Source organism: Micromonospora sp. CPCC 205546 (assembly GCF_036902715.1).
GTDB lineage: Bacteria > Actinomycetota > Actinomycetes > Mycobacteriales > Micromonosporaceae > Micromonospora.
Map to the genome: position 1 here is coordinate 131,200 of NZ_JBAKHL010000006.1, position 12,858 is coordinate 144,057.

Below are 12,858 nucleotides of genomic sequence, written 5' to 3' on the forward strand. Positions count from 1 at the left end.
GCCGAGAACGACGGGTGATTACCAGCGGGCTCTACTCAGAATGTGAGAGGCCCGCCTATTGTTCGCGCAACCGGTACCGACAACACACCGCGGCGGGTCGCCGGTCGGTCCGACGACCGGTACCACGGTCGCGACCGGACGCCGCGGGCCGGCGGGCCTGGACCCGCCGGCGCGCGCGTCGTCTTCCAGCGTCTGCTGGCTCGGCTCACCGGCCGGGCGCGCCGTCCATCTGCGCGCTGGTGGAGAGCGAGGCGTACGCCGCCTGCAACTGCAGGCGAACCGCCGCCGGGCTGTGGTGTGCCGCCACCCACTCCCGTCCGTTGGCGGCCAGTCGCGCGGCGGTCTCGGGCGCGGACAGCAGCCCACCGACCGCCGCGATCCAGCCAGCCCTGTCGTCGGCGACGCGGACGTGGACACCGTCCACCACACCCGCGCGGTCGGCCACCATGCTGGTCGTCACGCTCGGAACTCCAGCCGACATGGCCTGGATGAGCTTCAGCTGGACGCCGGTACCCCGGAAGATCGGCGCGATGGCGACGGCAGCATCCGTGTAGTAGGGCTCGACCGCGGGCGCGTTGGCGTGGAGTTCGATGCCGTTTCCGACCAGTTCCTGCACGGCCTTGGGCGGGTCCGTGCCGACGATCCGGAGCCGGGCGTCCGGGACGGCGTCCCGAATGCCCTGCCAGCACTCACGCACGAACCACATCAGGCCGTTGACGTTCGCCTCGTAGCTGAGCCGACCCACGAACAGGACCGTCGGTGCGACCGGGCCCGCCTGCCGCTGGACGGAGAAGTCGCAGGGGCTTCTGACGAGGAAGGTGTTGGGCCGCTCCTGGCCGGGCAGGGCCGGAGCGGAGAGCATCAGGGGAACCCCCATGCCGACCAACCTGTCCTCCCGGGCCCGCATCCGGGGCGCCTCCACCCGGCCCAACGCCCGCCAGGCGGGGCTGGGCCCGTGCGAGGCGAGCTGCTCGTAGTACTCGCTGCGGAACTCGTCCAGGTCGACGATGACCGGCGTCGAGCCACAGGCCTCGACCAGGTGGACGGTACGGAAGACGTTGAGGTGCACGACGTCCGGCTGGAAGTCGTCCAGCTCCCGCCGCAGCGCGTCGGTGAGCGCCTTCGGGCTCGCGTATCCCGTCTGCAACGAGACCCCGGTGCCGAGTGCTCGCGCGGAGCGCAGCATGGAACCGACGCGTGGGTTGGGGACGAGAGTGCGCCCCTTGACCGGCAGGAGCTCCGCCAGGCGCGCCTCTTCCTCGTTGCGCACCAGCCCCAGGAAGCGGACGTCGTGCTCGGCGGCGAGCATCTCCAGGATCACGAGGCTGCGCGGGCGGACCGACGCCGGGATCCATGGCGCTACAAACAGAATCTTCAAATCGGCAGCCTCCTCAGGGCTGACGCGAGGAGTCGCTGACCCCGCGTGCCATGCTTTGCGAAATAGACGTACATGCCGGACCGGTACAGGGGGTTCTTGCCGACCGCGGCGGTGCTGGTGCTCTCCTTGTGTTCGGCGACACTCGTCCCGACCGACGCGACACCCCAGCCACTGGCGCGCAACTGCGTGCACAGGTCGACGTCCTCGAAGTAGAGGAAGAAGCGGGGGTCGAACCCACCGACGGACCGGAACGCCTCACCGCGTACGAGCATGCAGAACCCGGACACCCAGGCGGTCTCGCGCACTTGGCCGGTCGGTTCGACATCGAGATACTCGAGCATCTGGAACTTCTTGCGCAAGGGTGCGGCCCGGGCCAGATACTGCTTCAGTCGCCTCGGCACGAGATGGTCGACCTTCAGCGCCGCCAGCCATTCCTTCGCGATGCTCGGCTCGGGCCCCGCCGCGATCCCGAAGCGCCCGTCCGGGTATCGCATCAGCGGCGCGACCACACCCAGCTTCGAGTCGGCCCGCAGGGTCTCCACGAGGTGCGCGAAGGACTCGGGGTCGATGTGGCAGTCGGGGTTGAGCAGGAAGTAGACGTCGGCGCCGGGGAGGGTCTCCGCCGCGGCGTTGATCGCCTTGCCGAAGCCCACGTTCGGCAGCGAGATGACCGGATACCCGAAGGACTTCGCGACCTCGACGCTGTCGTCCGTGGAGGAGTTGTCCACGACCACGACATGGTCCACCGGCAGGGCGGCCAGGCAGCCCAGACTCTGGGGGAGCTCCCGGGCCGAGTTGTAGGAGACGATGATGGCTGCGATTTTCACTGTCGACTCGCAATCCCGTAGGCGTCGAGGTACGAGCGGACCGTGTCGTCCCAACGGAACGTCCGCTCGATGTGTGCGCGGGCACGCCGACCGCGCTGTGCCGCGTCGTCGGGTGTTTCGACCGCGGACCGGACCGCCGCCGCGATCTCGTCGGCCGTCGACGCGGTGTACAACATCGAGGCGTCACCGCGTACCGACGCGGCCGGTCCACCCGACGTGATGACGGGACAGCCGAGGGCCATGGCGTGTGCCACCTTCATCAGCACTCCGCCGCCCACGATCGACGGCACGACGACGGCGTGGGCGTCGAGCATCTCCGACCGGAGGTCGGGCACCGCACCCGTCACCACCACCCTGCTGTCGCCCTCGCCGAGGCCGACCACGTCGGCGGAGGGCTCCGCCCCGACGATCCTGAGTTCCGCCTGCGGCAGGCCCTGCCACACCAGCGGCATCACCTCACGCGCGAGGAACTCAGCGACGAGTGCGTTCGCGCGTCGCCACATCGCCCCGGCGAACACCAGTCGCGGTCGCTCCGTCGCGGGCGGCGGCGACCAGGACCGGTCACCGACGTGGATTCCCGGCCGGGCGAGCACGGTGTTCGGGTTGCGAGCGGCGGCGACCGCGAAGTCGGCGTCGGACAGGGTGACGACGGCGGCCGCCCGGCGGATCGCGGCGCGTTCGAACCGTCGCGTCCGAAGCAGCTCGACGAGACGGTACGGCCGCTCCAGGCCGGACGAGGCCCGGTAGGACTCCAGCATCACCTTCTCGGTGATGTCGTGCAGGCCCAGCACCGACGCGGGGCTGATCCCGACGACCTCGGCGGACTGCAGGTACTCCGAGTGCACGACGTCGGGCCGGATCCGGCGGATGAGCTCGGCGGCCTCCCGGGTCGCTTCCCGCGGCCACGCCTGGCGGAGCCACGCCGGTTCCAGGCGGAGACGGTCCCGGTGGCTCGGACGAGCGGTGACCGTGGCGGGCAACAGCGTGTACTTCAGATCGTCCGGCCCGGATGGCGCCGTGTGCTCCGGCGAGTATACGAAGAGGTCGACCTGCTCGGCCAACCGCGGCGTGAGCTGCACGATCGTGTCGGCCGCGGCGTGGTGGTGGTGCGCGTTGGGCGCGAACGGGGTGAGTAGGAGGACGCGCATCAGCCCAGCCGCTTCACGAGCGCCGTGACGAACCCTTGCGCGACCCGCCCCTGGGCCGCGACCCGCTGGGCGGCCTCCCGGAACTGCTCGGGGGACGCGGCAGCCGCGGTCGCCGTACGGTAGAGCGTCTCGGCGTCGACGTCCGGTGGCACCAGGTACTCGCGGAGCCCCAGGTCGACGAAGGCGTCATGGACCTTCCGCTCGTACGCGATGGCCACCGTCGGAACGCCGATCGCCACGGCGAGGAGTGCGGCATGCAGGCGGGTGCCGAGGACGAGCTGGTTCGTCGCGAGCGACTGCAACCAGTCGCGGAGCGCTCCGACGAGCGGTCGGCTGCCGTCCAGCGGGGTCGAGTCCAGGTCCAGAAGGTCGCGGAAGGTGCGCTCGTAGATGACGCGGTCGTCCTCGCCGTGCGCTCCTCGGCCGAAGGCCATCGGAAGGAAGGTGCCCGACCATCCCTCCCGGCGGAGGCGATCGGCGCATCCGGAGGTCGCCGCCAGCAGCGGACCCTCGAGGTCGGGCGCGAGCGGCCGCATCGACAGCGCGAAGCGGCGGCCGGCGTCGACCCGGTCCAGTTCGGGCAGCGGCAGGGTGTACGCCATGTCGCCGATGACCTCAGCGCCGGAGCCGAAGTGCGACGCGGTCCGCTCATCGCGCACCCCCACCGCGACACAGGACGCGCCGATGAGGCGGAGCACCTGACGACCGAACGGCGTCCCTCCCTCGCGCACGCCGACGCCGACGGTGGCGACGGGCGTTCCCGCCAACTTGGCCATCGCGATGATCCGCGCGAACATCGGCAGGGTGCCGGGCCAGGACAGGTTGGGGGAACGCTCCTGGAAGACCGTCCCAGGGCCGAGCAGGAGCAGTTGACACGACTTGATCGCGCGCTGCACCGCGACCTGACGCTCGGAGGCGCCACGAGCCCGCAGTACGGGCATGTGCTCCGTCTGCACGCCATGAAGCTCGGCGACCCGGTCCGGGTTGGGGCAGAAGACCACGAAGGACGCGTTCTCCTTGACCTCGCGGACGCAGGTGATGAGCGAGTGGAGGAGGATCTCGTCTCCGAGATTGTCCGATCCGAACCACCCGACTATTCCGACCCTCACATGTCCTCCGTCGTCGCAGCCCGCAGTTCGCCTGCGGCCCTCCGTTGTCTCACAAATCTGACGGCAGTCAGAGCGAGGATGACGCCCCCGAGAGTGGCGGACGCCGAGGCGGATCCCATGACGGTCAGCAGCCCGGCGAGCGCCCATGCCGCCGCTGCCACACTTCCGAACGAGATGAGGACCGGCCACACCAGTTCCCTGATCCGCAGGAACCACATCAGCGACCCGGCCACGACAAGCTCGTTCAACACCATCGCGCAGGCGGCGCCGTAGGCGCCGTACCGGCCGTCGAGTGCGAGGTTGAATCCGACGCTGCCGCAGATGCTCAGCACGAGCACCACCAACCGGCTGGCGGCACGGCCCCGGGCGAGCAGGATGGCGGACAGCCCGAAGTTGGCGAATCGCAGTGCGAGGAACAGGGTGAGCACCATCGCGAGCTCCGGGATGTTCCCCGCCTGGTCACCGAAGAGCACCAGGGTCGCGATCGGAATGCCGACGAACATGACGCCGGCGGCGCCCTGGCCCGCGAGCCCGAAGAATCGGAAGATCGTGAGCGGGTCGTTCGCCTGGGCGGTCCCGGAAGCCCGCTGTGGCGCGGCATAGGCAAGGGCGCCGAGACCCATGGACGCCGCGACCTGGACCGCCGGTCCGATGATGGCGGCGGCGGAGACGTACTCGCCGACCTCCACGGCGGTGACGAAGAACGCGAGGATGAAGACGTCGCCGCGGAAGTAGAAGAGGCCGAGAAGGTCGGAGGCGAAGTACGGCAGCGCCAGCCTGATGTGCTGGGCCGAGCGGACGCCCCGGGAGGCGCGCAGCGACGGCAGGATCCGCACGACGGCAACCGCGGCCGTCGACCGGAGGACGGACGTCAGGAGGAAGTAGACGGCAGCGTCACCGAGGGTGAGCCCGTCCATCAGCCACACGTCGACCGCGCACGCGCCGACGAGCAGGAGGCCGGTGGAGGTGTTCGTGAGCGGTTCGGCCCAGGCCGTACGCGTGCCTCGGATGAGGACCCACGCCGTCTCGTTCCACTGCTCGAAGAGGCTGGCGACGAAGACCAGGAAGAAGGCGAGCTGCGCTCCGGGCGGAAGAAGCACGCCGATCAGCACGTACGCGACGGCGGCGGCCGACATCAACACGACGAGACGGCCGCCGTGGATCCGGGCGACCACGGGCGGCGAGACCGACCCCGCGGCGGCCTCCCTGGTCAGGTAGGTCGGCAGACCGAGGGAGAGCGCGGCGGCGGTGAAGGACGCGGAAAGCGTGGCCATCCCGTAGAAGCCGACGGCCTCGACGCCGGCGCCCCTGGTCAGCAACGCCATGACCACGAGGGTGGTCAACCGCGTGGCCAGGGTGGAGAGTCCCAGCAGGCCCGACACGACCGTCAGCGACGTGCGCCGCCCCGCCGGCGCCCTGGCCTCAGTCGCGACCATCGCCGGTCGCAACCGCCGAAGACCGCGTCCGGGCATGGAAGTAGCCCGCCACGAGCGCCAGCATCAGGAGATAGGGACCCTGCATCAGTCCCCAGCCCGTCATGCCGATGAGGACGAGAGCGGGCAGAGCGCTGACCAGGACCCTGGGTGCCAGTTCCGAGGTCCGCGTGCGGAAGACGGCGCGGACGGCCGCCGTCGCGGCCCACACGAACGGCAGCCAGAGGAGCAGCGCGCCGACGATGCCCACCTCGGCGGCGCTCAGCAGGAACACGTTGTGTACGGGCACGCCGCTCGCGGTGAGCGGATCCGAGGCGCCGACGACGGCGACGTAGCTGTTGGGTCCCACCCCGGCCCACGGATGCGCGCGGATCGCGTCCACCGCGACCATGAGGAGGTGTTGACGGGAGCCCCCACCGGGGTCCGCCATGAATCGCTCGATCAGCCACGGTAGCGACGCCACACCGAGCACCCCGGTGAGGCCGAGGACCACGAAGTACTTCTTCTGCCACCGCCCGGTCATCAGCTCGAGCAACATGAAGATGAGGATCATGGAGACCACGGCGGCGAGAACCGTGCGGCTCCGGGTGAGGGACACGCCGATGAGGACGACACCGAGCGTCGTCCAGGCCACCCATCGTTCCCGCACCGTCCGCTGCGGCAGGGTCAGCGCGCACAGGCCGCAGAAGAACAACAGCTTCGCCAGCTCGCCCGGATGGCTCGTCAGGCCGGTGGCACGCCCGAGCACGTCGAGCGCCTGCTGGCCGGAGACGCGTCGCAGCGGAAAACCGAGGACCGCGGCGGTGATCGCGAAGAGTTGCAGCCACGCCACGGCCGCGAAGGCCCAGAGCAGGATCGAGTGCCGCCGGTCCGCGCGCTCGGCCGTGGCCCCGACGGCGAACACGACCGCCGCCAGGCAGAAGTGCAGCAGGCCGCTCACGGTACGCAGGGACGCGTCCCAGTGGAGCGCCGCGAACAGGGCCAGCCACCCGAGAAACGGCACCCACAGGAGGAGTACGCGGACGAATCGACGACGCGTGCGCATCGTGACCAGCACCAACGCCACGGCGATCGCGATGGTGTACGAGTAGAGCGTCGGCGTTCCGGTCGACACACCGGCGTAGATGACGACATCGGCGGGAGCAAGGGCGATCGGCACCAGCCCGAGTGTCGCCACCAGGAGCGCCAACGCGGCGACGATGCGCTGATCCGGATCAGACCGCAGGCCTGCGGCGATCGACCGGCCGGCCCGGGTCAGCTGGACGACCACGCCCGGGGCACGGTGGCGGCCCGGCCCGCGGACCCCGCGGCTCTCGCCGCCCGGGCCGGCGGGTGTCCGAACTGGCTCCTGACCGCCGCTGCGCCATGTCGCCGGGGCATGGCGTGGACCACCCTGGGGATGACCATCGGCCGTACCGGTGAACATGACATCTCCGTATCAGCCTTGGTCGGCCAGTCGCTGTCACGGCCGCGCTGGTCGTGCCGCCGGGCGGGGGTTTCGCTCACGCCCGGAGGGCGGGATCCGGAGCCGATGACGGATCGCTCCGGCCGAAGCGGGACTTCGGGCGCTCATCATAGATGTGGGTGTCGGACCCACTTCGGTGACCGCTGCCGCTCAGCACGCCCGTTGGTCGGATCGCTACGGGCTCTCTCGCCAGCCGGTCCGGATGTCGCTCAGAAGCCCGCGTTGTCACGAATGGAGTTGACCACCCGCCGGATGACGTCCACCCAGTCCTCCGGGGCGGTCATTCGCAGCACGAGCTGACGGTCGATCGCACCGTCCGGCTGCGAGCGCCAGAAGGCGACCACGACGATGCCGTATTTGTTGGCGCCGTTCAGCTTCACGGTCTCGGCCAGGACGACGTACGGCCCGCCGCTGCGCCACTGCAGCCCCCACGCCTCCTCCGCCTTGCGCAGGGCGACGCGCTGCTCCTCGCCGCATTCAACACAGTCACGGACGATCAGTTCGCCGCCGATCTCCGAGTTGTCCCCGATCGAGGCACCGCAGTTGTACTTGACCTGCCCCTCGGTGCTGCCGCCCGGAGTACACGTCCAGTCGGCCGGTGCCACGAACTCGAAGCCCAGACCATCCGGGCTCAGCGTCCGTACGGCATCGCCCCTGCGGAAGACCTGCCACCGGGGCCAGTCCCCCGGCCGTGGCGGCTCGATGCCCGGCTGCTGCGGACGCGCGGAAGGTGACCAGCTCGGGGCGGCGGACTGGACCACGGCGGTGGGTGAGGGGTTCGCCGTCGGCTCGGTCGTATCCCTGAGCCCGGTCCAGGCGAAGGCGCCCGCACCGCCGACGAGGACCAACACCAGTGCGGCGATCCCGACCCGGAGGCCGGTACGCCGCCGGCGCGTCCCGGAGGGCGCGATGCGGCGAGCAGTCGCGGCGAGCGGGTCGTACGGCGGGATGCCGGCCGGCGCGGGAGCATGGGTGGCGGCCGGCGCGGGAGCATGGGTGGCGGCCGGCGACTGGGGCGTCTCGGCGACCGGCTGCGCCGGCATCGCGGTGGTCGGCGCGTCCCAGCCTGGCGCCGGCGGGCCCGAGGCCGGGTGCGGGACCGACGACACCGGCTGGGTGGGGTGCGGACCCGCGTGCATCGCCCACGGCAGATGCGGCGGCCCGGAGATCGACTGCGGGAGACCGGAGACCGGGTGCGGAACGCCGGAGACGGGGTGGGCCACCCCGCTGACCGGTCGGGGCACCCCGGAGACCGGCCGTGCGGCCGTCGGGTCCGGGGTGTACTCCACGCCGAGTGCACGGATCAGCTTCTCCGCCCCCGGCCCGACCTCCGCCGAGTACGCCACCCAGGGCGCGGCGGCCGAGAAGTCGGCGTAGGCGTAGGGCAGGGGGTCCGCCGCCTGCGCCAGCGAGTTCGTCATCCCGGCGAACGCCTCGCGCCAACCGGGTGCGGCGGCGACGGCGGCGTCCAGGACGGCCACGGTGACGAGGCGACCCTGCTCGTCGATCGCCGCCCACGCCTTACCCACCGGAGACCCGCCCAGCACGTGGGTGAACCTGTAGGGACCTCCCGGCTGCATGCCAACTCCTCTGCTCAACCGCCGTGCGGATCCTACAGAGGCGGCGCCAGCACTTCCGTCCACCCGTCGTCGGCCCGACACATGCGGGGAGGCGTTACAGGTCCGCCGCTTCCCGTCTTCCTTCGTGTGCCACACAGGGCGAGCGCCGGACGGAAGTGTTGCTTTGTGAAAGTTTTCATGCATACAGTCACGGCATGAATGAGGGAGCTGTCGGGGTGCCCACCGAGCGGGTGCTCGACCTGTTCCAGGGGGTCCGGCTCACCCCCACCCAGCGCCGGATCGCGCACTGCCTGGTGCAGCACGCGCCGGCCGCCGCGTACCTGTCGGCGGCCGAGGTCGCCGAGCTGGCGGGGGTCAGCCAGCCGTCGGTCACCCGGTTCGCGGTCGCGCTCGGCCACGACGGCTACCCCGCGCTGCGCCGCCGGCTCCGCGAGCTGACCGCCGGCGTCCCGGGCGACGCCGCCGACGCCGGCAACGAGCTCCAGCAGGCGGTACGCGCCGAGATCGGCAACCTCGACCGCCTCGCCGGGCAGCTCGCCGACCGGGACCGGATCGCCGAGACGGGCAGGCTGCTGGCCGCCAGCCGTCCCCTGCCGGTGCTCGGGCTGCGCGCCGCCGCCCCGCTGGCCGCCTACTTCGCGTACTTCGCCGCCAAGGTGCACCCGGACGTGCGGGTGCTCGACGACGGCGGCAGCCTGCTCACCGACCGCCTCGAGCAGGCCGCCGAGGCCGGGGCGGTCGCCCTGCTCGCCTTCGTCCTGCCCCGCTACCCACGGGAGACCCTGGACGCGCTGCGTGAGGCCCGGGCCGCCGGCCTCACCGTGGTGGCCATCACCGACTCGCCGGTCAGCCCGGCCGCCGAGCACGCCGACGTGGTGCTGCCCGCCGCGGTCGGCGCACAGCTCGTCTTCGACCTGCACACCGCGCCGATGACGCTGGCCATGGTGCTGCTCCAGGCCATCTGCGACGCCGCCCCGACCGACACCCAGCGCCGGCTGGAGGCCTTCGAGGCCTCCGCCGCCCGCCGCCAGTTGTTCCTCGGATGACCCGGAGGAGAACCGAGATGACCAAGCCCGTCCGCGCCGCACGCGGCACCGAACGCACCGCCCGTGGGTGGCCCCAGGAGGCCGCGCTGCGGATGCTGATGAACAACCTCGACCCGCAGGTGGCCGAGCGCCCCGAGGACCTGGTGGTCTACGGCGGCACCGGCAAGGCCGCCCGGGACTGGCCGTCGTACCACGCGCTGGTGCGCACCCTGACCGACCTGCGCGACGACGAGACCATGCTGGTGCAGTCGGGCCGGCCGGTGGGTGTCATGCGTACCCACGAGTGGGCGCCCCGCGTGCTGCTGGCCAACTCGAACCTCGTCGGCGACTGGGCCACCTGGCCGGAGTTCCGCCGCCTCGAACAGCTCGGCCTCACCATGTACGGGCAGATGACCGCCGGCTCGTGGATCTACATCGGCACGCAGGGCATCCTCCAGGGCACCTACGAGACGTTCGCCGCCGTCGCCGCCAAGCGGTTCGGCGGCACCCTGGCGGGCACGCTGACGCTGACCGCCGGCTGCGGCGGGATGGGCGGGGCGCAGCCCCTCGCGGTCACCATGAACGGCGGCGTCTGCCTGATCGTCGACGTGGACCGCAGCCGGCTGGACCGGCGGGTGCACGACCGCTACCTCGACGAGGTCGCCGACTCCCTGGACGACGCCGTCGAGCGGGCGCTGGCCGCGAAGCGGGACCGGCGGGCGCTGAGCGTCGGCGTGGTCGGCAACGCGGCCACGGTCTTCCCGGAGCTGCTGCGCCGGGGCGTCGACATCGACGTCGTCACCGACCAGACCAGCGCGCACGACCCGCTGTCGTACCTGCCGGAGGGGGTGGAGCCGGCCGACGCCCGGGACTACGCGAAGGCGAAGCCGGCCGAGTTCACCGACCGGGCGCGGGCGTCGATGGCGAAGCACGTCGAGGCGATGGTCGGTTTCCTCGACGCCGGCGCGGAGGTCTTCGACTACGGCAACTCGATCCGGGGCGAGGCGAAGCTCGGCGGCCTCGAGCGGGCCTTCGACTTCCCCGGCTTCGTGCCCGCGTACATCCGGCCGTTGTTCTGCGAGGGCAAGGGCCCCTTCCGGTGGGCGGCGCTCTCCGGCGACCCGGCCGACATCGCGGCCACCGACCGGGCGATCCTGGAGCTGTTCCCCGAGAACGAGTCCCTCGCGCGGTGGATCCGGATGGCCGGCGAGCGCGTCGCCTTCCAGGGCCTGCCGGCACGGATCTGCTGGCTCGGCTACGGCGAGCGCGACAAGGCGGGCGTGCGGTTCAACGAGATGGTCGCCTCCGGCGAGCTCTCCGCGCCCGTGGTGATCGGCCGGGACCACCTGGACTGCGGCAGCGTGGCCAGCCCGTACCGGGAGACCGAGGCGATGGCCGACGGCTCCGACGCCGTGGCCGACTGGCCGCTGCTCAACGCGCTGGTCAACACCGCCAGCGGGGCGTCCTGGGTGTCGATCCACCACGGCGGCGGGGTCGGCATCGGCCGCTCCATCCACGCCGGGCAGGTCTGCGTGGCCGACGGCACCGCGCTGGCCGGGCAGAAGATCGAGCGGGTGCTCACCAACGACCCGGCGATGGGCGTCATCCGGCACGTCGACGCCGGCTACGACGCCGCCCGCGAGGTCGCGGATGCCACCGGCGTGCGGGTGCCGATGGCGGAGGGGGGTAACCCGTGACGGGCCTCGCCGACCGCTTCCGGGCGCTGTGGGACGAGATCGCGCCCCTCGGGCGGGACGAGGGCAGCGGCGGCTACCTGCGGTACGCGCTGACCGAGCCGGAGCTGCGGCTGCGGGAGTGGTTCCGCGAGCAGGCCGACCGCCGGGGCATGCCGGTCACCGACGACGGCAACGGCAACCTGTTCGCCCGCTGGGGCGACCTTCAGGCCGGCGACGCGGTGCTGACCGGCAGCCACTTCGACTCGGTGCCGCACGGCGGGGCGTACGACGGGCCGCTCGGCATCGTCAGCGCGTTCCTCGCCGTCGACGAGCTGCGTGCGGCGGGCGTCGCACCGGACCGCCCCGTCGTGGTCGGCGCGTTCGTCGAGGAGGAGGGCGCGCGGTTCGGCGTACCGTGCCTGGGGTCCCGGCTGCTCGCCGGGGAGATCGCGGTGGAGCGCGCGGCCGGGTTGCGCGACGCCGCCGGGGTGAGCTTCGCCGAGGCGCTGGGCGCACGTCCGGCGGGCGCCCGGCCCGAGCTGCTCGGCCGCTTCGCGGCCTTCGTCGAGCTGCACGTCGAGCAGGGCCGCGCGATGGTCGACGCGGACGCGGCGGTCGGGGTGGCCAGCGCGATCTGGCCGCACGGCCGCTGGCGCTTCGAGTTCACCGGCGAGGGCAACCACGCCGGTACGACCCGGATGGCCGACCGCCGCGACCCCATGCTGACGTACGCCTTCACGGTGCTGGCGGCCAACAAGGAGGCGCGGCTGCGCGGCGCCCACGCCACCGTCGCGCGGGTGGCGGTGGAGCCGAACGCCACCAACGCGATCCCGTCGAAGGTGACCGGCTGGCTGGACGCCCGGGCCGCCGAGCCGGAGACGCTGACGGGGCTGGTCGACGCGGTGCGCGCGAAGGCCGCAGAGCGGGCCCGCCGCGACGGTACCGAGGTGGCGCTGACGGAGGAGTCGGCCACCCCGCTCGTCGCCTTCGACGGCGGATTGGCGGGCCGGCTCGCGGCCCTGCTCGACGCGCCGGTGCTGCCCACCGGGGCCGGGCACGACGCCGGGGTGCTCGCCGCGCACCTGCCCACGGCGATGCTCTTCGTGCGCAACCCGACGGGCGTCTCGCACTCCCCCGCCGAGTCGGCCGCCGACGCCGACTGTGCGGCCGGGGTGACCGCCCTGGCCCGGGTGCTGGAGGAGCTGACATGCCGCTGA

The 12,858-nt window shown here is 72.1% G+C and carries 10 protein-coding genes; 3 read left to right on the top strand and 7 right to left on the bottom strand.

Annotated features, from left to right (window positions below; genetic code table 11):
• Window positions 1-205: 205 nt before the first annotated feature.
• From V6U77_RS05495 to V6U77_RS05525, 7 genes are all read right to left on the bottom strand, one after another.
• Entirely contained in the window at window positions 206-1,378 is a 1,173-nt protein-coding gene (locus tag V6U77_RS05495) for a glycosyltransferase family 4 protein (protein WP_334605063.1), read from the bottom strand.
• Window positions 1,375-2,205 carry a glycosyltransferase family 2 protein gene (locus V6U77_RS05500; protein WP_334605064.1) on the bottom strand — a complete coding sequence of 277 codons (831 nt, stop codon included), beginning with the start codon at window positions 2,203-2,205 and terminating at the stop codon, window positions 1,375-1,377. The genes V6U77_RS05495 and V6U77_RS05500 overlap by 4 nt, the downstream gene beginning before the upstream one ends.
• On the bottom strand, window positions 2,202-3,353 hold the full coding sequence (locus V6U77_RS05505) for a glycosyltransferase (RefSeq protein ID WP_334605065.1): 1,152 nt from the start codon (window positions 3,351-3,353) through the stop codon (window positions 2,202-2,204). The genes V6U77_RS05500 and V6U77_RS05505 overlap by 4 nt, the downstream gene beginning before the upstream one ends.
• Complete coding sequence (locus tag V6U77_RS05510; protein ID WP_334605066.1) at window positions 3,353-4,462, bottom strand: polysaccharide pyruvyl transferase family protein; 1,110 nt, start codon at window positions 4,460-4,462, stop codon at window positions 3,353-3,355. Before V6U77_RS05510 ends, V6U77_RS05505 begins: the two co-directional genes overlap by 1 nt.
• The gene (locus V6U77_RS05515) at window positions 4,459-5,898 is read right to left on the bottom strand and encodes a lipopolysaccharide biosynthesis protein (protein WP_334605067.1); all 1,440 of its coding nucleotides are present in this window, start codon (window positions 5,896-5,898) and stop codon (window positions 4,459-4,461) included. Before V6U77_RS05515 ends, V6U77_RS05510 begins: the two co-directional genes overlap by 4 nt.
• On the bottom strand, window positions 5,885-7,165 hold the full coding sequence (locus V6U77_RS05520; RefSeq protein WP_334605068.1) for an O-antigen ligase family protein: 1,281 nt from the start codon (window positions 7,163-7,165) through the stop codon (window positions 5,885-5,887). Before V6U77_RS05520 ends, V6U77_RS05515 begins: the two co-directional genes overlap by 14 nt.
• 404 nt (window positions 7,166-7,569) lie before the next feature.
• On the bottom strand, window positions 7,570-8,940 hold the full coding sequence (locus tag V6U77_RS05525; protein WP_334605069.1) for a hypothetical protein: 1,371 nt from the start codon (window positions 8,938-8,940) through the stop codon (window positions 7,570-7,572).
• A 194-nt stretch (window positions 8,941-9,134) separates the two neighbouring features.
• Here V6U77_RS05525 and V6U77_RS05530 point away from each other — a divergent pair, with 194 nt between their 5' ends.
• From V6U77_RS05530 to V6U77_RS05540, 3 genes are read left to right on the top strand one after another with little or no spacing between them, the layout of a single operon-like run.
• On the top strand, window positions 9,135-9,986 hold the full coding sequence (locus V6U77_RS05530) for a MurR/RpiR family transcriptional regulator (RefSeq protein ID WP_334605070.1): 852 nt from the start codon (window positions 9,135-9,137) through the stop codon (window positions 9,984-9,986).
• A gap of 17 nt (window positions 9,987-10,003) precedes the next feature.
• Entirely contained in the window at window positions 10,004-11,662 is a 1,659-nt protein-coding gene (hutU, locus tag V6U77_RS05535) for a urocanate hydratase (protein WP_334605071.1), read from the top strand.
• On the top strand, window positions 11,659-12,858 hold the full coding sequence (locus V6U77_RS05540) for an allantoate amidohydrolase (protein WP_334605072.1): 1,200 nt from the start codon (window positions 11,659-11,661) through the stop codon (window positions 12,856-12,858). The genes hutU and V6U77_RS05540 overlap by 4 nt, the downstream gene beginning before the upstream one ends.